Origin of the sequence: Phenylobacterium montanum (genome assembly GCF_018135625.1) — a bacterium.
Classification (GTDB): domain Bacteria; phylum Pseudomonadota; class Alphaproteobacteria; order Caulobacterales; family Caulobacteraceae; genus Poindextera; species Poindextera montana.
Window position 1 is genome coordinate 1,304,751 of record NZ_CP073078.1, and the last position, 23,349, is coordinate 1,328,099.

23 protein-coding genes are annotated in these 23,349 nt (G+C 68.5%); 10 read left to right on the forward strand and 13 right to left on the reverse strand.

Going from position 1 to position 23,349, the window contains the following annotated elements; translation table 11 throughout:
• The first annotated feature begins 146 nt into the window (after nucleotides 1-146).
• On the forward strand, nucleotides 147-1,232 hold the full coding sequence (locus tag KCG34_RS05745; protein WP_211939434.1) for an AraC family transcriptional regulator: 1,086 nt from the start codon (nucleotides 147-149) through the stop codon (nucleotides 1,230-1,232).
• A gap of 12 nt (nucleotides 1,233-1,244) precedes the next feature.
• Here the strand turns inward: KCG34_RS05745 and KCG34_RS05750 are convergent, their stop codons facing one another.
• The 5 genes from KCG34_RS05750 to KCG34_RS05770 form a co-directional block, all read right to left on the reverse strand.
• Nucleotides 1,245-2,303, reverse strand: a complete 1,059-nt coding sequence (locus tag KCG34_RS05750) for a phosphotransferase family protein (RefSeq protein WP_211939435.1) — start codon at nucleotides 2,301-2,303, stop codon at nucleotides 1,245-1,247.
• An 11-nt stretch (nucleotides 2,304-2,314) separates the two neighbouring features.
• Nucleotides 2,315-4,177 (reverse strand): AMP-binding protein, encoded by a 1,863-nt coding sequence (locus KCG34_RS05755; RefSeq protein ID WP_211939436.1) that lies wholly within the window; start codon nucleotides 4,175-4,177, stop codon nucleotides 2,315-2,317.
• 86 nt (nucleotides 4,178-4,263) lie between these two features.
• Complete coding sequence (locus KCG34_RS05760; protein WP_211939437.1) at nucleotides 4,264-4,686, reverse strand: TadE/TadG family type IV pilus assembly protein; 423 nt, start codon at nucleotides 4,684-4,686, stop codon at nucleotides 4,264-4,266.
• Nucleotides 4,683-5,132: a TadE/TadG family type IV pilus assembly protein gene (locus KCG34_RS05765; RefSeq protein ID WP_211939438.1), complete on the reverse strand. Its 450-nt coding sequence runs from the start codon at nucleotides 5,130-5,132 to the stop codon at nucleotides 4,683-4,685. Before KCG34_RS05765 ends, KCG34_RS05760 begins: the two co-directional genes overlap by 4 nt.
• 4 nt (nucleotides 5,133-5,136) lie before the next feature.
• Nucleotides 5,137-6,285, reverse strand: a complete 1,149-nt coding sequence (locus tag KCG34_RS05770) for a pilus assembly protein TadG-related protein (protein ID WP_211939439.1) — start codon at nucleotides 6,283-6,285, stop codon at nucleotides 5,137-5,139.
• Nucleotides 6,286-6,673: 388 nt separating this feature from the next.
• On the opposite strand from KCG34_RS05770, the gene KCG34_RS05775 reads away from it, so the two are divergent.
• Nucleotides 6,674-7,753 (forward strand): purine-nucleoside phosphorylase, encoded by a 1,080-nt coding sequence (locus KCG34_RS05775; RefSeq protein WP_211939440.1) that lies wholly within the window; start codon nucleotides 6,674-6,676, stop codon nucleotides 7,751-7,753.
• On the opposite strand, the gene KCG34_RS05780 is transcribed toward KCG34_RS05775, so the two are convergent.
• The 3 genes from KCG34_RS05780 to KCG34_RS05790 form a co-directional block, all read right to left on the reverse strand.
• Nucleotides 7,731-9,014: an MFS transporter gene (locus KCG34_RS05780; RefSeq protein ID WP_211939441.1), complete on the reverse strand. Its 1,284-nt coding sequence runs from the start codon at nucleotides 9,012-9,014 to the stop codon at nucleotides 7,731-7,733. The two genes, KCG34_RS05775 and KCG34_RS05780, sit on opposite strands and share 23 nt — an antisense overlap.
• 128 nt (nucleotides 9,015-9,142) lie before the next feature.
• The gene (locus tag KCG34_RS05785) at nucleotides 9,143-9,562 is read right to left on the reverse strand and encodes a group III truncated hemoglobin (RefSeq protein WP_211939442.1); all 420 of its coding nucleotides are present in this window, start codon (nucleotides 9,560-9,562) and stop codon (nucleotides 9,143-9,145) included.
• Between the two features lie 11 nt (nucleotides 9,563-9,573).
• Complete coding sequence (locus KCG34_RS05790) at nucleotides 9,574-10,053, reverse strand: hypothetical protein (protein WP_211939443.1); 480 nt, start codon at nucleotides 10,051-10,053, stop codon at nucleotides 9,574-9,576.
• Between the two features lie 202 nt (nucleotides 10,054-10,255).
• Between KCG34_RS05790 and KCG34_RS05795 the strand changes: the two genes are divergently transcribed.
• Nucleotides 10,256-10,678 (forward strand): Rrf2 family transcriptional regulator, encoded by a 423-nt coding sequence (locus KCG34_RS05795; protein WP_211939444.1) that lies wholly within the window; start codon nucleotides 10,256-10,258, stop codon nucleotides 10,676-10,678.
• 9 nt (nucleotides 10,679-10,687) lie between these two features.
• On the opposite strand, the gene KCG34_RS05800 is transcribed toward KCG34_RS05795, so the two are convergent.
• Nucleotides 10,688-11,599, reverse strand: coding sequence for a TauD/TfdA dioxygenase family protein (locus tag KCG34_RS05800; protein ID WP_211939445.1), 912 nt, complete (start codon nucleotides 11,597-11,599; stop codon nucleotides 10,688-10,690).
• A 155-nt stretch (nucleotides 11,600-11,754) separates the two neighbouring features.
• Between KCG34_RS05800 and KCG34_RS05805 the strand changes: the two genes are divergently transcribed.
• A complete protein-coding gene (locus KCG34_RS05805; protein ID WP_211939446.1) occupies nucleotides 11,755-12,327 on the forward strand; it encodes a TetR/AcrR family transcriptional regulator in 573 nt (190 codons plus the stop codon).
• 29 nt (nucleotides 12,328-12,356) lie between these two features.
• The gene (locus KCG34_RS05810; RefSeq protein ID WP_211939447.1) at nucleotides 12,357-12,743 is read left to right on the forward strand and encodes a VOC family protein; all 387 of its coding nucleotides are present in this window, start codon (nucleotides 12,357-12,359) and stop codon (nucleotides 12,741-12,743) included.
• Between the two features lie 19 nt (nucleotides 12,744-12,762).
• On the opposite strand, the gene KCG34_RS05815 is transcribed toward KCG34_RS05810, so the two are convergent.
• Together KCG34_RS05815 and KCG34_RS05820 are read right to left on the reverse strand one after the other, a co-directional pair.
• The gene (locus KCG34_RS05815; protein ID WP_211939448.1) at nucleotides 12,763-13,122 is read right to left on the reverse strand and encodes a hypothetical protein; all 360 of its coding nucleotides are present in this window, start codon (nucleotides 13,120-13,122) and stop codon (nucleotides 12,763-12,765) included.
• Between the two features lie 79 nt (nucleotides 13,123-13,201).
• Nucleotides 13,202-14,029: an enoyl-CoA hydratase-related protein gene (locus tag KCG34_RS05820; RefSeq protein ID WP_211939449.1), complete on the reverse strand. Its 828-nt coding sequence runs from the start codon at nucleotides 14,027-14,029 to the stop codon at nucleotides 13,202-13,204.
• A 123-nt stretch (nucleotides 14,030-14,152) separates the two neighbouring features.
• Here KCG34_RS05820 and KCG34_RS05825 point away from each other — a divergent pair, with 123 nt between their 5' ends.
• The 5 genes from KCG34_RS05825 (at nucleotide 14,153) to KCG34_RS05845 (ending at nucleotide 22,106) form a co-directional block, all read left to right on the forward strand.
• A complete protein-coding gene (locus KCG34_RS05825) occupies nucleotides 14,153-15,451 on the forward strand; it encodes a Xaa-Pro dipeptidase (RefSeq protein ID WP_211939450.1) in 1,299 nt (432 codons plus the stop codon).
• Nucleotides 15,452-15,518: 67 nt separating this feature from the next.
• Nucleotides 15,519-16,319: a 3'(2'),5'-bisphosphate nucleotidase CysQ gene (gene cysQ / locus KCG34_RS05830; protein ID WP_211939451.1), complete on the forward strand. Its 801-nt coding sequence runs from the start codon at nucleotides 15,519-15,521 to the stop codon at nucleotides 16,317-16,319.
• Between the two features lie 218 nt (nucleotides 16,320-16,537).
• A complete protein-coding gene (locus tag KCG34_RS05835) occupies nucleotides 16,538-17,578 on the forward strand; it encodes an efflux RND transporter periplasmic adaptor subunit (protein WP_249138233.1) in 1,041 nt (346 codons plus the stop codon).
• 7 nt (nucleotides 17,579-17,585) lie between these two features.
• Nucleotides 17,586-20,693 (forward strand): efflux RND transporter permease subunit, encoded by a 3,108-nt coding sequence (locus tag KCG34_RS05840; RefSeq protein WP_211939453.1) that lies wholly within the window; start codon nucleotides 17,586-17,588, stop codon nucleotides 20,691-20,693.
• Between the two features lie 3 nt (nucleotides 20,694-20,696).
• A complete protein-coding gene (locus tag KCG34_RS05845; protein WP_211939454.1) occupies nucleotides 20,697-22,106 on the forward strand; it encodes an efflux transporter outer membrane subunit in 1,410 nt (469 codons plus the stop codon).
• On the opposite strand, the gene KCG34_RS05850 is transcribed toward KCG34_RS05845, so the two are convergent.
• Together KCG34_RS05850 and KCG34_RS05855 are read right to left on the reverse strand one after the other, a co-directional pair.
• Nucleotides 22,103-22,579 carry a winged helix-turn-helix transcriptional regulator gene (locus tag KCG34_RS05850; RefSeq protein ID WP_211939455.1) on the reverse strand — a complete coding sequence of 159 codons (477 nt, stop codon included), beginning with the start codon at nucleotides 22,577-22,579 and terminating at the stop codon, nucleotides 22,103-22,105. The genes KCG34_RS05845 and KCG34_RS05850 overlap by 4 nt on opposite strands.
• A gap of 10 nt (nucleotides 22,580-22,589) precedes the next feature.
• A complete protein-coding gene (locus KCG34_RS05855; protein ID WP_211939456.1) occupies nucleotides 22,590-23,333 on the reverse strand; it encodes an SDR family NAD(P)-dependent oxidoreductase in 744 nt (247 codons plus the stop codon).
• Nucleotides 23,334-23,349: the final 16 nt, after the last annotated feature.

Genomic DNA, 23,349 nt, shown 5'->3' on the forward strand with positions numbered 1-23,349 from the left:
TCAACCCGCTTGATCGCCCCCAGGTTTTGGTAACTATTGATGCTCGCACCGAGCGCCACAAACGTGTCCTTAACAACAATAAATACAAGACGACGCTAGGTGTTGGACGATCTGCGCCGGGGGGCGCGTAAGATAGGTGCTGCGCCTTGTCAGTAAGAGAAATCGAATCCACAACCAAATCGGGCCGGCCGGTCAGTCTGCGCCAGCGCTTCCTGCGCGCCGGCATACTCCGGGCTTTTGTCGAAGCGGCCAACCTGCTGAGTCTCGACTGGGCAGGGCTGATGCGGAGCGCCGGGATCGACCCGGTGGTGCTCGACGATCAGGAAACCCGGGTTCCGGCCGCAGCGGTCGCGCAATTGTTGCACCTTGGCGTGGAAGCGTCCGGTCGCCGCGACCTACCCCTGGTGATCGCCGAGGTTTTCCAGCCCTCGATGCTTGGGCCGCCGGTATTGTGGGCCCTGCGCCAGGCGACGGTCGCCGAAGGCCTGGAGGTCTATGAGGACCGGCTGAAGAGCCGCAACAACTCGCTGCTGATCAAGGTCGAGCGCAAGGGCGACCTCGTGCTGTTCCAGCCGCTGATCCTGGATCCCGAGCTGCGCAACGACAGCCTGGACCAGGACCTGGTGATGGGCATGTGCCTGCGCCTGCTTCGCTGGCTGCTGGGCGAGGGCTGGTGGCCCCAGACCGCGTATTTCAGCTGCCCGCGGCCCCAGGATGTCTCCGCGCATCGGCGGCTGTTCGGCGAGGTCGTTTTCGACCATGGCTTCAGCGGCATGGCGATCGACGCCGCCGACCTGGAGCGGCCGATCCAGGCCGCCGACCCCGGCGTAATGGCGGTGATCCAGCGCCATGCCCTGGCCAACGCCCGCAGCGGCGGAGCCAGCGCGGTCGATGTTATGAGCGAGATGATCGCTCGCCTCCTGCCCACCGGCCATTGCGGCATAGACCAGGCCGCCCAGCGCCAGGGGGTCGATCGCCGCACCATCCACCGGCGCCTCGCTGCTGAAGGCTGCTCGTTCACCGACCTGGTGGAGCGGGTGCGGCGGGAACTGATCGCCGAGGAGATGAGCGATCAGAGCCGCTCCTTGACCAGGATCGCCGAGCTGCTGGGCTTCTCCAGCCTCAGCACCTTCTCGCGCTGGCACCGCCACGCCTACGGCGTCGCGGCCCGGGACGTGCGCAAGGGCCGTCACCCCGATCTTGCCAATGCGCCGAGATCGAGCGCGGCGTGAAGCCGGCGGGGTTCAGCCCCTCCCCTCCAGAATCTCCAGCGCCTGGGCGGCCAGGGGCGGGGCGCCGTTGATCGCCTCGCGCTCGCTGGCCAGCACCCCGTCCAGGGTCCGGCGGTAGACGCCCTGCGAGATCGAAGCCAGGCGGAATATCCCGAAGGCCATGTAGAAGTTCCAGTGGGGGATTTCGGCCCGCCCCGTGCGCCGGCAATAGGCGTCGACATAGGCCTCCTCGGTCGGAATGCCGCTGGTCGCGAAGTCGACCCCGTCCAGCGAGCCCCAACTCGGCGAATGCGAGCGCCACATGAAGGCGTTGTAGGCGATGTCGGCCAGGGGGTGGCCGATGGTGGAGAGCTCCCAGTCGAGCACGGCGATCAGCCGCGGCTCGGTCGGGTGAAACATCACGTTCTCCAGCCGGTAGTCGCCGTGGGCGATGGAGACGGAGTCATCCTCGGGAATACGCTCCGGCAAGGCGGCGATCAGGGCCTCCATGGCCGGGATGGTCTCGGTCTCGGCGCCGCGGTACTGGCGGATCCAGCGGGCCGCCTGGCGCTCGAAATAGGCGCCGGCCTTGCCGTAGTCGCCGAGTCCGACCGCTTGGTGATCGACCCCGTGCAGTCGCGCCAGGACCAGGTTGAGCTGGTCATACACCTCCGCCCGCTCGGCAGGCGCCAAGTCCGGCAGCGTGGCGTCGCGAAACACCCGGCCCTGCAGATAGTCCATAACGTAGAAGGCGGTGCCGATCACCGCCTCGTCCTGGCAGAGCAGGCGCATGACCGGGGTCGGCACGCCCGTGCCCTCCAGCGCCTTCATCACCCGGTACTCGCGATCGACCTGGTGGGCGCTGGCGAGCAGCTGGCCCGGCGGCTTCTTGCGCAGGACGTAGCGGCGAGGTCCGGCCGCCGTCTCGGTGGTCAGGAGGAAGGTCGGGTTGGAGGCGCCGCCCTGGAACTGGCGCACCACCATCCCTTCGCCGAAGCCATCGATGCGCGGCTTCAGATAGGCTTCCAGCTTGCCCTCGTCGAAGCGGTGGGCCGGGGCCACCTCGCGAACCGGCGCCGAAAGGGTCTCCATGAAACCCTCCCTCAGAGGACGATGACGCCGGGCCCGGGCGGCTCGGCATGTAGCGCCTCGACCAGGGTGTGGCGGCGCTCGAGGGTGGCGCGCTGATTGACGTAGCCCTTGTCGGTGATCTCGCCAGCGTCGATCGAGGGCGGCTCGGTCATCACCAGCACCCGGCCGATGCGGCGTGAAGAGCCGCCGGCGCCGGCGTTGAAGGCGCTGAGGCGCTCGCGAAGCGCTGCGGCCAGCGTCTCCAACGGATTTCCGCCTTGCGCCGCCAGGGTCTGCATCGCCGCCGGCGAGGGCCAGACCAGGGCGCCGATGAAGGCCTTGTCCTGGCCTGTGATCACCGCATCGAAAACATAGGGGCTGCAGGCCGCGATCAGGTCGGGCCTGAGCGCCCCCACCGAAACCCAGGTGCCGCTGTCCAGCTTGAAGTCCTCGGTCACCCGGCCGTCGAACACCAGGCCCTGCGCGGGCTCGTCGGGATCGACGAAACGCGCGGCGTCGCCCAGCTTGTAGAAGCCTTCCTCGTCGAAGGCCGCGGCGGTCTTTTCCGGGTCATTATGATAGCCGGTCGTGACGGTCGGCCCCTTGACCCGCACCTCGAGCTTGCCGCCGTTGGGGACCAGCTTGAGCACGATGCCCGGCAACGGCAGGCCGACCAGGCCTACCCGTTCGGCCAGCCAGTGGACCACGGTGATGCCTTGGGTCTCGGTCGCGCCGTACATGGTGGTGAGCGGGATGCGCTTGCCGGTCTCGGCGATGGCCAGGGCCTGCATGCGCTCATAGACATCGTTCGACAGGGTGGCGCCGCCATAGCCCATGTAGCGCAGGTTCCTGAAGAACGAGGCGCGCAGGACCGGATCGCGCTCCATGGCCTCGGCCAGCATGCCGAAGGCGATCGGCGCCGAGCCGAACACGATGGGCGAGACCTCATAGAGGTTCTTGATGGTGGTCTCGAACATGCCGGGCAGGGGCTTGCCCTCGTCGAGGTGCAGAATGCCGCCAGCCCACAGGTTGCCATTGAAGCCGATATTGCCGGCCGAGATGTGGCTCCAAGGCATCCATTCCAGGGAGACGGGGATCTGATCCGGATCCGGAACTTCGTCGCGCAGCCCCTCCTGGCCGGCGATCACCCCCGCCATCATGCCGTGGGTCTGAGGCACCCCTTTGGGCAAGCCGGTGGATCCAGAGGTGAACAGGTATTTAGCCACGCTGGCGGGGCCGAGGGCGGCGCGGGCGGCCTCGACCGCGGGCGTGGGCGCCGTCGTCGCCAGGTCGCCCAGGGCGATCTCGCCCTCGCCGGCGCCATCAGCGGTGATCACCAGAAGGCCGGGGTCCAGGGCGCGCAAGGCGGCGAGCGCGCGCTCGAACTGGGCGCCGCTCTGGGCGAACACGGCCTTGGGGCGCACCACGCCATAGCAGTGCTTCAGCTTGGCCAGGTCCTGCGACATCAGGCTGTAGGCCGGGCTGATCGGCGCCGCCGGGACTCCGGCTGTGTAGCAGCCCAGCATGACCAGGGCGTGCTCGATGGAATTGCCGGACAGGATCAGGACGCTGTCGCCCGCGCCCATCCCGCGGTCCAGCAGGGCCTGGGCCACGCCCTCGGCGGTCCGCAGCGCCGCTCCATAGCCGACCTCGCGCCAGGGGCCGTGACCAGGCTCGCGCTGGCGGATGAAGGGGCGATCGGGGTGGGCGGCGGCGCGCTCGGCGAGCAGGCGGGCGATGGAGACCGGCCCTTCGCCCGGCGGATGGTTGGAGGAAATCAGGATTGAGCCGTCCGCGCGGCGCTCGACCGAGACGTCCGGCCCCTTCATCGGCAGGGGCTTGAACGGCGGCGGAGCCGCCTGCGCTCGCGCGCCCAGATCGTCCGCCGGCGTCATGTCCTTGCTCCCTGCACATCTCGGTTTGCGCCAACCTACGCGCGGAAGGGCGCGCGGCAAGCGTGACCTGACGGAAGCTGGCGGCCTTAGTTGCTGGGCGGCAGGGGCACCACCAGGCTGGAATCGAACACCAGCCACTGGTCGGGCACGAGCGGGATGGAGAGCTGGTACTTGTAGGTCCAACTGACCCGCTCGACCGTTTCGGCCGCGCTGATCGTCTGCTGGGTGATGCTGACGGACAGGTTGTTGACCGGCACGTCGACCAGCAGGGCCTGGGCGGAGGCCTGGATGGTCGCCGCGGAGGTGTTGGGATAGGTGATCAGCGTGCGCGACGCGTTCTGCACGGCGCTGCGCACCGCCGAGCCGGCATAAAGCGCCAGGCCCATGTCGAAGATGCCGTATATCATCATGATGAGGGCCGGCGAGAGGATCGCGAATTCCAGCGCCGTCGCGCCGGAGCGATCCGCCGCGAACCCCTTGCCCCCTCGCCTGCGCGCCTGGCGCATCATCGGATACGGACCTGCTCCTGGGTGGCGATCGGCTGGGTTCCAGACGGTCCGCTGTAGGTTTCCGAGGCGCTGACGGTGATGAAGGCCTGGGGAACGCTCTGATCGGGGCACAGCACCGAGCAATCGGAGCTTGACGAGCCGCATAGGCACATCTTGGTGGCGGTGACGCTGGCGCTCGAACTGTGGCCCGACCAGGCCGACATGGCGACGGTCTGCACCGTCGGCAGGTCCTGGCCGCCGCTCATCACATATTGCGCGCCGGCGGTGACCCCGGTGCGCATAGCGTTGTAGGCCAGCATCAGGGTGGCGCCGTTGATCACCCCCAGGACGATGACGGCGATGACCGGCGCGATCAGGCCGAACTCGACCAGAGCCGCCCCCTTCTCGTCGCGCCAGCCTGCCCCGCCGCGCCGCGCCAAGCTCTTCATCCAGTGAACGATGCGCATCCGTTTACTCCGCGAGCTTGACGACGCCGCCGACCTGCAGGTTGTTCATCCCGTAGGCGGTGCAGTTGGCGGCCAGGTTGGCGTTGCCGCTCCAGGCCACGGTCAGGGCCACCACCTGGGTGCAGCCATTGGCCCCCGCCATGTCGCCCAGATAGGAGACCGGCTGGCTGGGGAAATAGATCGCGCCGGTCATGACGGAGCCGGCGGTGCCATTCAGCTTGATCAGCGACGAGCTGGTGTTGGAGCGGCTGCCGAAGAACAGCATGCCGGAATAGGTTCCGCTGGTCGGCGCCGAGAGGTTCAGCGAGGCGTTGCCGTTGAAGGTCAGCGAGGCGTTGTTGGCGAGGAAGAAGGTGACGCCGGAACCGGTGATGTTGGCGCTGCCGTTGGCGGTCAGCGAGCCGCCATCGATGATGTAGACGCCCGGCTTGAGGTTGACCGTCCCGTTCAGGGCGAGGCCGCCGCAATAGCGTCCAGGCTGCAGGGTCTTGCCGCTGGAGGGCTGGCAACTGCCGCTGACGGTCGGCTCCGGCACGCTGCGGAACGGGTCGGCCACCGGAGCCAGGTTGGTCATGGCCGACTTGCAGCTCGTCTGGGTGACCAGCGCGTTGAGCGCCACGCCGCCGGCGCTCATCAGGCAGGGCACAGTGACGGTGGTGGCCCCCTGGCTGTAGATCGCCGAATTCGAGATCGAATTGGCCATTACATTGCAGCCGCTGAAACTGACCGTCGAACTGCCGGAAAAATAGACCGCCTGGCTGACGCTGGGATCGAGGGCCAGCACGCAGGCATTGGCGGCCGTGGTGAAGGTCGCGACGGCGCGGGCGGTCACATAGACCGGCGTGGAGCTGAACACAGCCGAGAAATAACGAGTCTCCTGGCGCTTCAGGATCACCTCGGCGGAGTTGGCGTTCTGGTTCGGCCCGGAGGTCGGCGGGGTGTTCATGGTGAAGGTGTCGGTGACGGTGGTGAAGCCGTCGCTGGCCGCCGCAGCCTGGGCGGCCGAGGACATCACCCCGGACGAAGCGCCTTCCCGATCCTCCATCGCCGCGGCGTAGGCGCCGGCGTCGGCGGCCTGCTGCAGCTTGAGCTGGTCGTAATACCAGGACCCGACCTCGAGGCCGAGCGCCGCACCGGCCGCAATAACCGGCATCGACAATGCGAAAACGATCGCGACCGAGCCAGATTTCGACCGCGAAAACTCGGAGTATGGTGTCAAATATTTCAGCATTTCGATGCCATACTACTTCGCACGATTGAGCATTCAGATTCGCACAATCGTCATTAACAAGTGTCCTCCAACATTCGTTAATCGCAGATTCAGCACTCTTAGGTTGTTGAAAATTCAAACACTTTATAATTTTTTCTAATATCTCTTCAGTAGCACGGGGCGATGCCACCCGGATCGCGCGTCATGCGCCCGCGGGGAGGGCGCCCGTTTGAAGGCGATTTCGAACCGCAACCGGCTCACGATGTCTCCAGCGCCTCGCTGACGCGGGCCTGACCATGCTAGCCAAGAGGCGAGTCGGAGGGGCGAATCCATGGACTGGCTGCAGCGTTTGACCTTGCGGATTGGCGCGGTTCTCGCGGGCTTGAGCCTGGCGGGCGGCGCTCTGGCGTCCATGCCCCACAGGACCGAAGTGCGGGTCGTGGTCGTCACCACCTGGGAATCCACGCGTGGCGGCGAAGACCATGGCGAGCTGCACGCCTGGCAGGCGCGATGGCCGCTGAGCCAGGCCTTGCCGTTTCCGGTGGGCGTCCATTCCCTGCAATACGACCCCAAGCGGCATGTTCTGGCGATCCTGACCGGCATGGCCACGGCCCGCGCCGCCGCCTCGATCATGGCCCTGGGGACCGACCCCCGTTTCGACCTCAGCCACGCCTACTGGATCGTCGCCGGGACAGCGGGGGTGGATCCCAAGATCGGGTCCGTCGGTTCCGCCGCCTGGGCGCGCTGGGTGGTGGATGGGGATCTGGCGCAGGAGCTGGACGCGCGCGACATGCCGGCCGACTGGCCGACCGGCATCCTGCCCTATGGCCGCACCCGCCCCTACGAGCAGCCGGCGCCCAACGCGCACAATGCCGACGGCAACGTCGCCTACGCGCTGAACCCCAGGCTGGTCGACTGGGCCTTTTCCAGGACCCGCAACCTCACCCTGCCCGACGATCCGGCCCTGGCCCGGCTGCGGGCGCCCTATGCCGGGGCCGGCGCCAGGCCGCCCTTCGTGCTGGAGGGCGAAGGCCTGATGTCGGCGCGCACCTGGTACGGCGCGCGGATGAACGACTGGGCCGAGCGGTGGGTCGACTACTGGACCGGCGGCAAAGGCCAGTTCGCCATGTCGGCCGAGGAAGACACCGGGATCATGCAGGCCCTGACCTTCCTGGCCAGGGACCGCCGGGTGCGGCTGGACCGGGTGCTGATCCTGAGGGCCGCCAGCGACTACACGGTCCAGCCGCCGGGCGTGACGGCCGCCGACTTCGTCGCCCAGGAGGCCAGCGCCGGCTTCCCGGCCGAACCCCAGGCGCTGGACTCGCTTTACCGCGTCGGCGAACCGGTGGCGCGCGCCCTGGCCGACGACTGGAAACACACGCGGGACGTCACCCCCGGCGGCGCGCCCTGAGCGGATTTGACTCGGCCACCAGCGCCTGGGCCGTCAGCCCGACCAGGAGCGCGCCCAGCATGTACCAGGCCGGCGCGAGCGGGCTCTTCGCTGCATCGGTCAGGGCCTTTATAGCGAACTGGGCGACGCCGCCGCAGACCGCGACCGCCACGGCATAGATCAGAGCCAGGCCGCCGGAGCGGATGCGCCGCGGCAGGGACTCGGTGACGGTGATGAAGGCCGGGGCGCTGCCGATCTCCTGCAGCACGGTGAGCACCGCGACCACGGCATAGACCGAGACCGCCGAATGCAGCCGGCTCATCACCATGAAGCCGGGGATGACCAGGATCGCCATCACGGCGCCCGCGCTGATCATCACCGGCTTGCGCCCCAGCCGGTCGGAGAGAAGACCCGCGATTGGCGAGGCCAGAAGGCCGCAGACGCCGAGCACGATGGTGGCGCCGAACGCCTGGCTGACCGGCAGCTTCAGGCTGTCCTGGGCGTAGGTGGTCATATAGTCCAGGCCATAGGCGCAGCTGGTGGCCGAGCCGATCATGACCAGGCCGAGGATAATCAGCCGCAGCGGCGGCCTGGCCGTCTGGGCGGCGTCGCCCTCCTCGCCGGGCGCCGCCAGGGTCTCCGGCAGGCGGCGGCGCAGCACCAGCCCGATCGGGATCACCGCAGCCCCGACCAGAAAGGCGCACCGCCAGCCCCAGGCGTCGAGCGCCGCCGGTGAAAGCGCGCTGGAAAGGCCGAAGCCGACCAGGCCCGCGGCCAATGAGGCGGCGTACTGGGTGGTGTCCTGCACCGCTACGTAAAGGCCGCGCCGGTGCAGCGGGGCTGCTTCGACCAGATAGGCGGTCGATGGGCCGATCTCCCCGCCAAGCGCAAAGCCCTGCAACAGGCGGAAGGCGACCAGCAGCACCGGTGCGGCCGGGCCGATCTGGGCGTAGCCGGGCGTCAGCGCCAGGCCGGTGATGGCCACGCCCATCAGGCTGAACGACACCACCATGGCCGGACGGCGCCCCAACCGGTCGCCCAGCCGCCCGATCACCAGCCCGCCCAGCGGCCGGGTGAGAAAGCCGACGCCAAAGGTCGCCAGTGTCAGGCTCAACCCCCTGCCCGCCTGGCCGGCCGGGAAGAAGCAGTGGCCGATCTGCACGGCGAAGAAGGAGAAGGTCAGGAAGTCATAGAATTCGAGGGCGTTGCCGAGGGCCACGGCGGCGAGGCTTAGGGCCGAAGGTCGCTTCGTCATGACCTGGCCGTCGGCGCTCGCCTGCATTCCGCATTCCTCCGCAACGGCCCGAACGGCGCACGCGCCTTCGGCTTAGCCTGTCGCGAGGCGCGCCGCCTCATCAAATGTGTTCGGTCCCCAGGGGCTCCGAGCGGCGCCAGGATGGCGGGCGCAACTCAGCGCAGGCCCGGCAGTTCGCCGCGGCTGGCGGCGATGCCGAGCTGCAGGCTCTCGGCGATCATCTGCGACTTGGCCACGGCCAGGGCTGCGGCCTCCGGCGGCCAGAGGGCCTCGGCGGTCTGCTGGAACAGGTGCAGCCAGCGGGCGAAGTGGGTCCCGCGAATCCCGGCGATGCGGGTGTGGGCGACCATGGGCTGGCCCTTGAAGCGGCCGCTCATCAGCAGGACCGACGACCAGAAATCGCACATCCGCGCCAGGTGCGGGTCCCAGCCGTCGCCGATTACCCGGTTGAAGATCGGCCCCAGCGCCGGGTCGCGGCGCACCTGGGCGTAGAAGGCATGCACTAGGTCGTGGATCATCTCATCGGTCACCCCGGCCGCCACACCCGGCCCGACCCGCTCGGCTGCGCTCTTCATCGGCCTCCCCCTCAGGCGACCTGCCGGATGATCACCCCGATGCCGGCGACGCCGAAGGCGACGGCGAGGGGCACGGTCAGCATCTGGGCCAGGGCCGCGCCGGCGGAGACCCGGCCCGTCCAGGTCACCAGGCCCCGCTCAAGGAAATCGGCGAAATCGGGCCGCGGCCCGGCCTTGGGCTCCATGCGTAACAGCACGGCCGGCGCCCCGACATACATGACCAGATAGACCGCGCAAATCGCGATCATGAAGGCGGCCCCTGCCGTGGTCGCGAAGGCCAGGGCGAAGGCCCCCAGGAGCGCAGCGTAGGAGCCGGCGATCAGCACCCCGACCGTCACCGGCAGATCCGGCGCCGCAGCCTCGGACATGACCGGTGCCCTGGCGTCGTTGGCCGGCTGCAAGCTCTCGGCGACAGGAATAGCGGGCGCGCGCCAAGCGGCGACGGGTTGCTCCGGGACTGCAGGCGCCTTGGGCAGAACGGCGACGGTCATGGCGAGGTCTCCTGGATCGCTTAAATATTCATATGAAATACCTCTAATGAGACGCGCTATAAGATGCAAACGAAATATGGATTTGATAGGCAGACGCGCTTGATACCGATCAAAGCGCCGGAGGCCTCGCTGGCGCAGGCGTCCCGATTGGTGCATACTGAATGCATCTTACGCCGCTCCGGCGGCGCCGCTCCGAGCCACAATGCGCCTGACCCGCTTCACCGACTACGCCGTGCGCGTGCTGCTGCATCTGGGGGCCAAGGGCGAGGCGCAGTCGTCGATCGCCGAGATCGCCGAACTCTACGGCATCTCGCGCAACCACCTGATGAAGGTGGTGCAGGACCTGGGCCATGCTGGCTTCGTGCGGACCGTGCGCGGCCGTGGCGGCGGCATCCGGCTCGGCCGGCCCGCCGAAGAGATCAACCTGGGCGCCCTGGTGCGCCAGACCGAGGACGGCTTTCAACTGGTCGACTGCAGCGATTGCCTGGTGGCCGGCGCCTGCACCCTGCCTCGGGTGCTGAACGAGGCGACCGCGGCGTTCCTGGGCGTGCTCGACAAATATACCCTGGCCGACCTGCTGGGCCGGCGGCAGGATCTGCGCCAGATCTTCGGCCTTGCCGGGTGAGCCCGAGGATTAGCGCGACGGCTCTTCGCCTTCGACGATGGTGCGGTGCATCTCTCGACGATAGCCGTCGTGGTCGTTGAACGCCTGGTGGATGCACAGGCGGTTGTCCCAGAGTGCGAAAGTGCGCGGCGCCCAGCGCAGGCGACAGGTGAAGGCCGGCTGGGTCACGTGGCTCTGCAGGAAGGCGATCAGGGGCGCCGCCTCGCGGTCGGTCAGGCCCTCGATGCCGCGGGTATAGGTCTCGTCGACATAGAGGGCCTCGGCGCCGGTCACCGGATGCCGGCGCACCAGCGGATGGGCCGCCCCCTCGACCATGGGCCCGGCGTCCGCGGATATCGCGGTCGAGCCCAGTCGCCCGGGTTGGCCGGTGGCGGCGGCGATCTCGTTCATGGTCCTCAGGACCTCGCCCGCCGACATGCGCACCTTCAGCGGACGCAGGATCTCCTGCATGGTCGGGCTGAGGCAGCGGAAAGCCAGTTCAGTGTCGGACCAGATGGTGTCGCCGCCGAAGGGCGGAATCTCGAACCCGTAGAGCAGGCTGATGGCCGGCGGCCGGGCCAGGAACGGCGAGTCGGTATGCCAGCCGCTGCCAAAGATCAGGGGCGTCCTGGCGTCGGCCTCCTTGACCACGCGCTGCACGTCGGGATGGCCTTCGATCCCCTGCGTATAGGCGTCGCGGCCGAACGGGCCGAAGCGCAGGGTGAAGCGCTCCTGGTCGGCGAGGCCCATGTCCTGGTCGCGGAAGAAGATCATCTTGTGCCGGTAGAGGGCGTCGGCGATCTCGGCGAAGGCCTCGTCGGTAAGGCGGCTGACCTGCACGCCCCTGATCTCGGCCCCCATGGCGGCGGCCAAGGGCTCGGCGACAATGTGGACGTAGGACCTGGCCGAATTGTCGAACCGCCCCGTGGGGTGCAGGCGCATGGGCTTCCTCCGGTTCAGCGACTGGCGCGAAGGATGGCGGGTGACGCGGTTGGCGGCAAGCGGCTGCTGTTGGTGAACCATCGGTGGGTACGCCGCGCCCTTGACAATGACCAAGGGTCAGTAGTTAATGACCAACAGTCATTAGGATCTGGCCAATGGGCAAGCCGGCGCGCCGGCGCCTCCACCCCGAGGCGCGTAAGCGGGAGATCGTCGAAGCCGCCGAGCGCCTGCTCAATCAGGACGGCGCTCGGGTGCGGGTGGAGGACGTGGTGCGCGAGGCAGGCGTCGCCAAGGGCACCTTCTTTCTCTACTTCCCCACCTGGGACGACCTGCTGGAGACGGTCCGCCAGCGGCTCGTGTCCGAGTTCGACCTCGCCTATCCCTTGCCTGCGGAGGTCGACGGGCCGGTGGATTGGCCGGGGCTGATGGACGTCCAGGCCGCCGCCTTCATCGACTTCACCCTGTCGCGCCGGGGCGTCGGCGAGGCGGTGTTCCATTCCGATTTCGCCGAGCGCCGCCCCCTGGCCATCAACGGCGTCCAGCGGCTTTCGGCCGTCATCCGCGCCGGCCAGGAGGCGGGCGGCTTCGGCCCGGTCGATCCCGACCCTACAGCGCGCCTTCTGTTCGCCGCCATTCACGAGGCCGCCGACGCCGTGGCCGGCGGCTCTGACCGCCAGGCGGTCGTCGCCGCGCTGCAAGGCCTGCTGCGGCGAACCCTGGCGCCCTGAACCCAATCACAAGAATGAGGAGGAGCCCGATGAGCGAAACCGCCGTGAATGTCCGCTACATGGTCAGCGACGTGCAGGCCTGCGTCGATTGGTACGTCGACCACCTGGGATTCAGCCAGGTGATGAGCGCCGCCCCGGCCTTCGCCGCCGTGGAGCGCGGGCCGGTCCGGCTGCTGCTGAGCGGCAGGGCCAGCTCGGCGGGCCGGCCGATGCCGGACGGGCGCCTGCCGGAGCCCGGCGGTTGGAACCGGTTCCAGCTCGTGGTCCAGGACCTGGCCGCCGAGGTCGAGCGCCTGCGCGCCCAAGGCGTCAGCTTTCGCAACGACATCCTCAGCGGCCCCGGCGGATCGCAGATCCTGGCGGAAGACCCCTCCGGCAACGTCGTCGAGCTGTTTCAGCCGGCGGCCTGGGCCTGAGTTCGGCCGCGACAGAGCCTCACGGCTTCGGGCAATCCTTCACCGTCAGCCGGTAGTCTTGGCTGACGTCCTTTCCGGGGTTGGCCTTGTCGTGGATGCTGACCGAGAAATGGTACTTCCCCGCATCGTCAAGCGGGCCAAAGAGTTCGCCCGATTTATTGACGTCCAGGCCCTGAGGCGCGACGCCGTCGAGCAATCCGTAGTAAGGCGGCGCCCCGCCTTCTATGAGCTTGGTCTTGGGGTAGGGCTGGTTCGAGCAGCCGTCCGGCAGCGCCGTGACAATGAAATGGATCGCGCCGCCGTGGTGCTCCGCGGACTGGGCATAGGCGGTCCCCGCGGCCAGCAGAGCCGCTGCGAGTCCGATCCTGAGCTTTCTCATCATAGGCGCTTCTTGAGTTCGGCGACCTTTGACTGTGGAGCTTACACCCGATTGCGCGGGTTAGATACCGCCCGCCGATTTATCGCCCTCTGAACACCGGCTCGCGCTTCTCCACGAAGGCCTTGCTGGCCTCGCGGTGATCTTCGGTCTGGGCGCAGTGGACGTGATGGGTGGCCTCCAGGTCCAGGCAATCGTCCACATCGCCGGCCATGGCCCGGTTCAGGTTCTCCTTCATGTAGCGGTAGGCGACCGTCGGCCCAGAAGCCAGGCGCAGCGCGATCCGGGCCGTCTCTTCCGCCAGGGCGTCCGGCGCGACCACCCAGTTCGCCAGGCCGAGCCGCAACGCCTCCTGGGCCGAGACCCGGTCGGACAGGAAGTAGAGCTCACGCGCCTTGGCCGAGCCGACCAGCTGGGTCAGGAAATAGGTGCCGCCATAGTCGCCGGAAAAGCCGACCCGGGCAAAGGCCGTGGTCAGGAACGCAGTCTCGGCCATGATCCGAAGGTCGCAGGACAGGGCCAGCGACAGTCCCGCTCCGGCCGCTGCGCCCGGCAGAGCGGCGATGGTCGGCTTGGGCATGGAGAACAGCTTGCCGGCCGTAGCCCGCTGGTTGACCCGCTGGCGATGTATGGCGGCGTCGATGGAGCCGCCGCCTGCGCCGCCCTCCCCGCGCGCAGCCATGCCCTTGACGTCGCCGCCAGCGCAGAAGCCGCCGCCCGCGCCGGTCAGCACCAGGCACTTGACCTCCGGGTCCAGCTCGGCGCGAGCGATCTGCTCGGCCAGGGCCGCGTTCATCTCGCCCGACATGGCGTTGCGCGCTTCAGGCCTGTTGAGGGTCAGGGTCAGCACCCCCTCGTCCTGGCTGGCCAACAGGTGGGTGGTGCCGGTGTCGACGCTCTGGGCGGCCATGGCGCGCTTCCTCGTTGTTTTGAGAAACCGATGCTATCGCCGCCGGCCACGGGTTGCACGGCCGGAATCCTTGTTGCACAGTCGTAAAACAGTGCGAATGAGACGCGCTGGAAGAGGGACGCCATGACCAGAGGATTCATCGTCGCCGCCGTGCTGGCCGCGCTTGCGCCTACGGCGGCCCTGGCGGGCGTGTCCTATGTTCACGCCGGCCGGCTGGTGGATCCGGAGCAGGGTCGCGTCCTGACCGACCAGCTGATCCGCATCGAGAACGGCCGGGTCACCGCCGTCACCCCCTGGAGCGGCGCGCCCGCGGACGGCCCCGTGGTCGACTGGACACGCTACGAAGTCCTGCCCGGCCTGATCGACATGCACGTGCACCTGGCCGATGCGGACGAGACCAGGAACCCCTCCGAGGCCTTGATGCACTCGGTCGGCGAGATTGCCTATATCGGCGCCCGCCATGCCCGGCAGACCTTGATGGCCGGCTTCACCAGCGTGCATGACGTGGGCTGCTTCCGCGCCTTCGCCGACACCGAACTGCGCGACGCCATCAACCGCGGCGACGTGGTCGGCCCGCGCATGAGCGCGGTCGGCGCCTATATCACCATCCCCGGCGGCGGCGGCGAGGTCACCGGGTCAGCGCGTGATGTGAAGCTTCCCGACGACATGCGGGTCGGGGTGGTCACCGACCCCAACGACGTGCGGCTCAAGGTCAACTACCTGTTCCAACACGGGGCGGACTCGATCAAGCTGATCGCCACGGGCGCCGTCCTGGCCGAAGGCACCGAGGTCGGCCAGCAGGAACTGTCGGAGGACGAGATGCGCGCCGCGGTCCAGACCGCCGCGGCCCACGGCGGCTGGGTCACCGCCCACGCCCACGGCGCCGAGGGCATCAAGTCGGCCATGCGCGCCGGCGTAAAGGCGATCGAGCACGCCTCGCTGATCGACGACGAGGGCATTGCGCTCGCCAAGGCCAAGGGCGTCTATCTCGACATGGACGTCTATAACGGCGACTACATCGACGAAGTCGGGACCCGCGACGGCTGGCCGGCCGAATATCTGCGCAAGAACCGCGAGACCACCCTCGCCCAGCGCCAGGGCTTCCAGAAGGCGGTCAAGGCCGGGGTCAAGATGACCTTCGGCACCGACGCCGGGGTCTATCCGCACGGGCTGAACGCGCGCCAGTTCAAATACATGGTCCAGTGGGGCATGACGCCGATGCAGGCGATCCAGGCCGCCACGGTCAATTCCGCGGCCCTGCTAGGCTGGTCCAAGGACGTGGGCGCGCTGTCGCCTGGCCACTATGCCGACATGGTCGCGGTGGAAGGCGACGCCCTGAAGGACATCACCGTGCTGGAGCACGTCTCCGGCGTGATCAAGGGCGGCGAGGTGGTGAAGTCGTCCCTATCTATTGGGCCTTGAGTTCCCGCCGGCGCCGCTTCATTGCTCCGCTGTCGGCGACATCGCCGCAGGTTGGCTTGGAGGCCCCATGTTGGACGAGATCATCGCCGCCGCGATCGCCGCGGGCGAGGCGATCCTCGAAATCTATCGCCAGGCGGACTTCGGGGCCCGGGTCAAGGGCGACGGCTCGCCGGTGACTGAGGCCGACGCCAGGGCCGAGGCGATCATCCTGGAGGCCTTGGCCAAGGCCGCGCCCGGCGTGCCGGTGGTGGCCGAGGAGGCTGTCGCCGCCGGCCACATCCCGATCTGCGGCCAGCGCTTCTTCCTGGTCGATCCCCTGGACGGCACCAAGGAGTTCCTGAACCGCAACGGCGACTTCACCGTCAATATCGCCCTGATCGAAGACGGCGCCCCCGTACTGGGCGTGGTCTATACCCCCGCCCACGGGGACGTCTTCGTCGGCGAAGCCGGCAAGGGCGCCCGGCGTGCTCGGTATGAAGATGGCCGGATCGGCGAATGGCGCCCCGTGACGGTGCGCCAGCGTCCCGCCGAAGGTCTCGATGTGGTCGCCAGCCGCTCGCACCTCAGCCAGGAGACCAAGGACTTCATCGACCGCTTTCCGGTCGCCGAGATGGTCTCGGCCGGCTCGTCCCTGAAGTTTTGCCGCGTGGCGGCGGGCGAGGCCGACCTCTATCCCCGCCTCAGCCGCACCATGGAGTGGGACACGGCGGCTGGCGACGCCGTGCTGCGCGCGGCCGGCGGGCGGGTGGTGACCCTGGACGGCCGTCCCCTCACTTACGGCAAGCAGGACCAGGTCGAAGACAGCGCTTTCGCCAATCCCTGGTTCGTCGCCTGTGGCCCCTTCGATCCGCTGACCGAGCCGGCCTGAAGCCGGCCGGCAGATTAAGCTTTTGTCAGACTAGGCCCGCGCGCTTGACGATAGCGGCGGGCATGGCGTTCAAGCCGGGCGGGTCATTGCTCACGCGGCGGAGTCTCAGTTTGCGTTTACTCTCTCCAGCCCTGGCGACCTTATGCCTTGCGACGGCGCTCGCCGGATGCAGCGCTCACGCTACCAAAGGCCAAGGCCAGGATCAGGGCCCGCCGACGGTGGGCGTGGTCACGCTGAAGACCGAGGCGGTGACCCTGACGAGCGAACTGCCCGGCCGGACTGCGCCCTATGAAATCTCGGACGTGCGCCCGCAGGTCGGCGGCATCGTGATCGATAGGCCGTTCACCGAAGGGGCCGAGGTCAAGGCCGGCCAGGTGCTCTACCGCATCGACCCGGCCCCGTTCCGGGCCGCCTACGACCAGGCCAAGGCCCAGCTGGCCAGCGCCGAGGCCAATCTGACCACGACCAGGCTCAAGGCCGAGCGCTACGCCGACCTGGTCAAGATCAACGGCGTCGGCAAGCAGGACTATGACGACGCCGAGGCCGCCTTCCGCCAAGCCGCCGCGGCCGTCGAGCAGCAGCGGGCCGCCGCCGAGACGGCGAAGATCAATCTCGCCTGGTCGACCATCCGCGCGCCGATAACGGGGCGCATCGGCCCCTCGGCGATCACCGAGGGCGCTCTGGTCACCCCTGGCCAGGCCACCGCCCTGGCTACGATCCAGCGGCTGGACCCGATCTATGTCGACGTCACCCAGTCCGCCGCCGAGGTGCTGAAGCTGCGCCGCGCCGTCGCCGCCGGCCAGCGAGACGCCAAGAGCGCGGCCAGCGTGGCCGTGCGGCTGAAGCTGGAGGACGGCTCGGACTATCCCCTGGAAGGTCGGCTGCAATTCACCGACGTCACCGTCGACCAGGCCACCGGCGCAGTCACCCTGCGCGCCCTGTTCCCCAATCCCGGCGGCCTGCTCCTGCCCGGCATGTACGTCCGCGCCGAGGTGGCCCAGGGAACCGCGCCCCAGGCGCTGCTGGCGCCCCAGCAGGGCATCTCGCGCGACGAGAAGGGCCTTCCCATCGCCATGGTGGTCGACGCCCAGGGCCGGGCGCAGCAGCGCTCGGTGCAGACCGACGGCGCGGTGGGCAACCAGTGGCTGATCCTGGGCGGGCTGAAGGCCGGCGACCGGCTGATCGTCGAGGGGCTGCAGAAGGTCAAGCCCGGCGAGCCCGTGCACGTGGCCCAGGCCAATCTGGCCCTGACGCGGTAGCCGCCCCATGTCGCGCTTCTTCATCGAGCGGCCGATCTTCGCGACCGTGATCGCGGTCGCCGTCATGCTGGCCGGCGCCCTGGCGCTCTTGACCCTGCCGATCGCGCAGTATCCGAACATCGCCCCGCCGCGGGTGTTCATCGGCGCCACCTATCCCGGCGCCGACGCCGCCACCGCCGAAGCCTCGGTGACCCAGGTGATCGAGCAGCAGCTCAAGGGCGTCGACCACCTGCTCTACTTCTCGTCCACCAGCGGCTCGGACGGCTCGATCAACATCACCGCCACCTTCGAACCCGGGACCAACGCCGACATCGCCCAGGTGCAGGTGCAGAACAAGCTGGCCCAGGCCACCCCTCTCCTGCCCGCCCCGGTGCAGCAGCAGGGCCTGTTCGTCGGCAAGTCAGGCGCCAGCTTCTTGATGGTGCTGGCGCTCTACGACACCACCGGCAAATACAGCGACGTCGACATCTCCGACTACCTGAACAGCCGGCTGCGCGACCCGATCTCGCGGGTCAACGGCGTCGGCAATGTCAACGTGTTCGGCGGCCAGTACGCCATGCGGATCTGGCTCGACCCATACAAGCTGAACAATTTCAAGCTGATGCCGTCGGATGTTAAGAACGCGGTGCTGGCCCAGAACGTCGAGGTGCCGGCCGGCCAGGTCGGCGCCCAGCCGGCCGTGCCGGGCCAGGCGCTGAACGCCATCATCACCGCCCAGTCGCGCCTGCAGACCGCCGAACAGTTCCGCGACATCGTGCTGAAGACCCAGCCCGACGGCTCGGTGGTGCGCCTGGGCGATGTGGCCCGGGTCGAGATCGGCGCCGACGGTTATGGCGTGGTCAGCCGCCTGAACGGGCGCCCGGCCAGCGGCATCGGCATCTTTCTGACCCCCGGGGCCAACGCCCTGACCACCGCCGAGGCGGTCAAGAAGCGGGCCACCGAGCTTTCCGCCGGCTTCCCGCCCGGGATCAAGCTGGCCTTCCCGGTCGACACCACCACCTTCATCAAGCTCTCCATCGAACATGTGATCGTCACGCTGTTCGAGGCCATCGCGCTGGTGGTGGCGGTGATGTTCCTGTTCCTGCAGAACTGGCGCGTGACCCTGATCCCGGCCCTGGCGGTGCCGGTGGTGCTGTTGGGCACGTTCGGGGTGCTGGCCGCCTTCGGCTATTCGATCAACACCCTGACCATGTTCGCCATGGTCTTGGCCATCGGCCTCCTGGTCGACGACGCCATCGTGGTGGTCGAAAACGTCGAGCGGATCATGAGCGAGGAAGGCCTCTCGCCCAAGGACGCCACCATCAAGTCGATGAACGAGATCACCGGCGCCCTGGTGGGCATCGCCCTGGTGCTTTCAGCGGTGTTCCTGCCCATGGCCTTCTTCCCCGGCTCGACCGGGGTGATCTACCGCCAGTTCTCGGTGACCATAGTTTCGGCCATGACTCTGTCGGTGCTGGTGGCCCTGGTCCTGACCCCCGCCCTCTGCGCCTCCTTGCTGAAGCCGATCGACAAGGATCATCCGGCCGGCCAACGCGGCTTCTTCGGCTGGTTCAACCGCACCTTCGAGGCCACCGTCGCCCGCTACAACGCCACTGTGCGGGGCGTGATCGGGCGGCCACTGCCGGCGCTGGCGGCCTATGGCGTGGTGATCGCGGCCATGATCGGGCTGTTCTTCGTCCTGCCCGCGGGCTTTTTGCCGGCCGAGGACCAGGGGACCCTCTTCACCATCTACAATCTGCCGACAGGCGCAGTGGAGGACCGCACGGTGGCGGTCGCCAAGCAGGTCGAGAGCTACTATCTGAACCAGGAGAAGGCCAACATCGACACGGTGTTCGTCGTCACCGGATTCAGCTTCGCCGGCTCCGGCCAGAACCAGGGCCTGGCTTTTGTCCACCTGAGGAACTGGGCGGACCGCCCTGGCGCCAGGAACCGCGCCCCGGCCATCGCCCAGCGCGCCATGCAGGCTTTCTCCAAGATCCGCGACGGCATGGTGTTCGTGCTGGTGCCGCCGGCCGTGCAGCAACTGGGCAATTCCTCGGGCTTCGACCTGGAGCTGCAGGACCGCGCCGGCCTGGGGCACAAGGCCCTGACCGAGGCGCGCGACCAGCTGATCAGCATGGCTTCGAAGGACCCGATCCTCAGCGGCGTGCGTCCCAACGGCCTGGACGACACCCCGCAACTGCACGTCGATATCGACCAGGCCCGCGCCGGCGCCCTGGGCCTGGCCCAGGCGGACATCAACGACACCCTGAGCTCGGCCTGGGGCGGGTCGTTCATCAACAACTTCATCGACCGCGGGCGGGTGAAGCAGGTCTATGTCCAGGCCGACGCGCCGTTCCGCCGCTCGCCCGAGGACCTCGGCCTATGGTTCGTGCGCGGCGCGTCTGGGGCCATGGCGCCCTTCTCCGCCTTCGCCAACTGGCGCTGGACCACCGGCCCGGCCCAGCTGGAGCGCTACAACGGCATCGCCTCGATGGAGATCCAGGGCGGCCCGGCCCCCGGCCAGAGCACCGGGGTGGCCATGACCGAGATCGCCAAACTGGTCGGCAAGCTGCCCCAGGGGATAGGCTTCGACTGGACGGGCCTGTCGCTGCAGGAGCAGCAGTCCGGGTCCCAGGCCCCGGCGCTCTATTCGCTCTCGATCCTGGTGGTGTTCCTGTGCCTGGCCGCCCTCTACGAGAGCTGGTCGATCCCACTGGCGGTGATGCTGGTGATCCCGCTGGGCGTGGTGGGCGCCCTATTGGCCGCCACCTTGCGCGGCTTCAACAACGACATCTATTTCCAGGTCGGCATGCTGACCACCATCGGGCTCTCGGCCAAGAACGCGATCCTGATCGTACAGTTCGCCGACGAGGCCGAGCGACGTGGCGCAAGCCCCGTCGAGGCGGCGATGGAAGCCGCGCGCCTGCGCCTGCGCCCGATCCTGATGACCTCGCTGGCGTTCATCGCCGGCGTGTTACCCCTGGCCATCTCTACCGGCGCCGGGGCCGGCAGCCAGAACGACATCGGCACCGGGGTGATCGGCGGCATGCTGTCCGCCACCATCCTGGCCATCTTCCTGGTGCCGCTGTTCTTCGTCTTCGTCCGCCGCGCGTTCCGCAAGCAGAGGGCCTGAACCATGGCCCGCTCGCTTCCCGCCCTGGCCCTCGCCTTCGCCCTGCCGACTGCCGCCTGCGTCGACCTCGCCCCGGCCGATCGCCGGCCGCCTGCGCCGGTCCCCGCGAGTTTCCCGGCCGGACCGGCCTACGCCCCGGCGACCTCAGAACGCGCCCTGGCCGGCTGGCGCGCCTTCTTCGCCGATCCGAAGCTTAAGCAGGTCATCGAGCAGGCCCTGGCGAATAACCGCGACCTGCGCATCGCCGTCGCCAATGTCGCCGCCGCCCGCGCCCAGTTCCACGTCCAGCGCGCCGCCCAGCTCCCGACGGTGACCGCCAACGCCGCCGCGACCCAGTCCCGGGAGCCGGCCGCCGTGGCGGGCGCACAAGGCTCGGGCGCCGTCGACACCCGGCTCTATAGCCTCACCGCCGGGGTCAGCGCCTACCAACTCGACCTGTTCGGCAAGCTGCGCGACCAGAGCCGAGCGGCCCAGGAGCAGTACCTGGCCACCGCGGCTGCCCGCGACGCCGCCCAGATCACCCTGGTCTCCGAAGTCGCCGGCGACTACCTGACCCTCGCCGCCGACCGCGACCTGCTCAAGATCGCTCAGGACACGCTGTCCTCCAGTTCGGAAAGCCTGAAGGTGATCCGCAGCCGCTTCGAGCACGGTGTCGGCAGCCAACTCGATGTCAGCCAGGCCGACACCATCGCCCAGCAGGCCCGCTTCGATGTCGCCCGCCTGACCACCCAGGTCGCCCAGGACCGCAACGCCCTGGAGTTGGTGGTGGGCGCGCCGGTGGGCGACGAGCTTCTGCCCGCCGGCCTTGGCGCCCCGGTGGCCGTGCTGGAGCAGTTGCCGGCCGCGGTCAGCTCCAGCGTGCTGTTGGGGCGCCCGGACGTGATCCAGGCCGAGGACCAACTCAAGGCGGCCAACGCCAATATCGGCGCCGCCCGCGCCGCCTTCTTCCCAGACATCAGCCTGACCGGCTCCGGCGGCCTGACCAGCCTGGCCCTCTCCAGCCTGTTCAAGAGCGCGTCCGGAACCTGGAGCTTCGCGCCCGCCGTCAGCCAGACCCTGTTCGACGCCGGCGCCAACCGGGGCGATCTCGACTACGCCAAGGCCCAGCGCCAGCTACGGTTGGCGACCTACGAAAAGGCGATTCAGACTGCCTTTCGCGAGGTGGCGGACGCGCTGGCTCAGCGCGGCACGATCGACGAGCAGGTCACCGCCCAGCGCGCCCTGACCGCCGCGGCGGCCGACAGCCTGCGCCTTTCGACCGCTCGCTACGAACGCGGTAGCGACACCTATCTCAATGTGCTGGTGGCCCAGCGCACCTACTACGGCGCCGAACAGACCCTGGTGGCGACCGAACTGGCCCGCTCCACAAACCTGGTCGCCCTCTATACCAGCCTGGGCGGCGGGCTGAACTAGGCCGGCGGCATGTGGCTGGGGTCGCGCGCGCCCGGCCCCGGGATCGGCCGCACGTCGCGCGGCGAAACTTTCTCGCCGCAGGCCGAGCAGGTCATCACCGGATCGAACAGGCAGCCGCACTTCAGATGCCGGTGCAGCAGCGGCCGCCCCGCATCGCTGGCCAGGTGCATATCGCCGAAATGGACCAGCGACATGATCACCGGATAGAGGTCCAGCCCCTTGGGGGTCAGGCGATATTCATAGCGGGTCGGCCCCTCCTGATAGGCGACCTTGGCCAGGATGCCGCCGCCGACCAGCTTCTTCAGCCGGTCGGCCAGGATCGGACGGCCGATCCTGAGACGCGCCTGGAACTCGTCGAACCGGCGCACGCGCAGGAAGCAATCGCGCAGGATCAAGAGCGTCCAGCGGTCGCCGATCGCCGACAGGGTGCGGGCCAGGGAACAGGCCTCGCCATCGAGTTCGCTCCACTGCATCGGTGCGTTCCTACCAGGCCTCGCTCCAGGGCCTCAGGTCCATCTCGTGGGTCCAGGCCGACGGCTTCTGATGGTAGAGGGCGACATAGCTTTCGGCGATGTCGGCGGGCTTAAGCACCCGGTTTTCCGCCAGGCGCTGGTCCAGGTCGGGGATGTTCTCGCGCGAGAACACCCCGTCGATCGATCCGTCACAGATCACATGAGCGACGTGGATCCCCTTGGGCCCCAGTTCGCGCGCCATGCTCTGCGCCACGGCCCGAAGGCCGCTTTTGGCTGCGGCGAAGGCGGCGAAGCCCTCGCGGCCGCGCTGGCTGGCGGTGGCGCCGGTGAAGAAGATCGCCCCCCGACCCCGCGGAACCATGACCTTGGCCGCCTCGCGCCCGGCCAGGAAGCCGGCGAAGCAGGCCATTTCCCAGACCTTGGTGAAGACGCGCGCCGTGGTCTCCCGGATACCGAAGCGGACATTGGCCCCGATGTTGAACACCACCACCTCCAAAGGGCCGATCTCCCGCTCGATGTGCTCGAACAGGGCGACAGTCTCCTCCTCCGAGCGGGCGTCGACGCCCATGGCGTGGGCTTTGCCGCCGGCCGCGGCGATCTCGTCCGCCAGGGCCTGAAGCTGATCCAGGTGGCGGGCGCGGCGGGTGACCACGACCTCGAATCCGTCCTGGGCGAAGGCCTTGGCGAGCGCTCCGCCGACCCCGTCGCCGGCCCCGATCACCAGGCAGACCCGTTTGGCTGCATCCTGCGGCATGGCAAATTCCTGTGGT

Bases quoted from the DNA above. Each gene is read 5' to 3' on its own strand.
- KCG34_RS05785 (WP_211939442.1), bottom strand. From the start codon at position 9,562: ATGAAGAGCGCAGCCGAGCGGGTCGGGCCGGGTGTGGCGGCCGGGGTG.
- KCG34_RS05780 (WP_211939441.1), bottom strand. From the start codon at position 9,014: ATGCAGGCGAGCGCCGACGGCCAGGTCATGACGAAGCGACCTTCGGCC.
- KCG34_RS05800 (WP_211939445.1), bottom strand. From the start codon at position 11,599: ATGCGCCTGCACCCCACGGGGCGGTTCGACAATTCGGCCAGGTCCTAC.
- KCG34_RS05815 (WP_211939448.1), bottom strand. From the start codon at position 13,122: ATGAGAAAGCTCAGGATCGGACTCGCAGCGGCTCTGCTGGCCGCGGGG.
- KCG34_RS05775 (WP_211939440.1), top strand. From the start codon at position 6,674: ATGGACTGGCTGCAGCGTTTGACCTTGCGGATTGGCGCGGTTCTCGCG.
- KCG34_RS05840 (WP_211939453.1), top strand. From the start codon at position 17,586: ATGTCGCGCTTCTTCATCGAGCGGCCGATCTTCGCGACCGTGATCGCG.
- KCG34_RS05805 (WP_211939446.1), top strand. From the start codon at position 11,755: ATGGGCAAGCCGGCGCGCCGGCGCCTCCACCCCGAGGCGCGTAAGCGG.
- KCG34_RS05845 (WP_211939454.1), top strand. From the start codon at position 20,697: ATGGCCCGCTCGCTTCCCGCCCTGGCCCTCGCCTTCGCCCTGCCGACT.
- KCG34_RS05795 (WP_211939444.1), top strand. From the start codon at position 10,256: ATGCGCCTGACCCGCTTCACCGACTACGCCGTGCGCGTGCTGCTGCAT.
- KCG34_RS05760 (WP_211939437.1), bottom strand. From the start codon at position 4,686: ATGATGCGCCAGGCGCGCAGGCGAGGGGGCAAGGGGTTCGCGGCGGAT.
- KCG34_RS05825 (WP_211939450.1), top strand. From the start codon at position 14,153: ATGACCAGAGGATTCATCGTCGCCGCCGTGCTGGCCGCGCTTGCGCCT.
- KCG34_RS05790 (WP_211939443.1), bottom strand. From the start codon at position 10,053: ATGACCGTCGCCGTTCTGCCCAAGGCGCCTGCAGTCCCGGAGCAACCC.
- KCG34_RS05755 (WP_211939436.1), bottom strand. From the start codon at position 4,177: ATGACGCCGGCGGACGATCTGGGCGCGCGAGCGCAGGCGGCTCCGCCG.
- cysQ (WP_211939451.1), top strand. From the start codon at position 15,519: ATGTTGGACGAGATCATCGCCGCCGCGATCGCCGCGGGCGAGGCGATC.
- KCG34_RS05850 (WP_211939455.1), bottom strand. From the start codon at position 22,579: ATGCAGTGGAGCGAACTCGATGGCGAGGCCTGTTCCCTGGCCCGCACC.
- KCG34_RS05855 (WP_211939456.1), bottom strand. From the start codon at position 23,333: ATGCCGCAGGATGCAGCCAAACGGGTCTGCCTGGTGATCGGGGCCGGC.
- KCG34_RS05820 (WP_211939449.1), bottom strand. From the start codon at position 14,029: ATGGCCGCCCAGAGCGTCGACACCGGCACCACCCACCTGTTGGCCAGC.
- KCG34_RS05810 (WP_211939447.1), top strand. From the start codon at position 12,357: ATGAGCGAAACCGCCGTGAATGTCCGCTACATGGTCAGCGACGTGCAG.
- KCG34_RS05765 (WP_211939438.1), bottom strand. From the start codon at position 5,132: ATGCGCATCGTTCACTGGATGAAGAGCTTGGCGCGGCGCGGCGGGGCA.
- KCG34_RS05750 (WP_211939435.1), bottom strand. From the start codon at position 2,303: ATGGAGACCCTTTCGGCGCCGGTTCGCGAGGTGGCCCCGGCCCACCGC.
- KCG34_RS05770 (WP_211939439.1), bottom strand. From the start codon at position 6,285: ATGCCGGTTATTGCGGCCGGTGCGGCGCTCGGCCTCGAGGTCGGGTCC.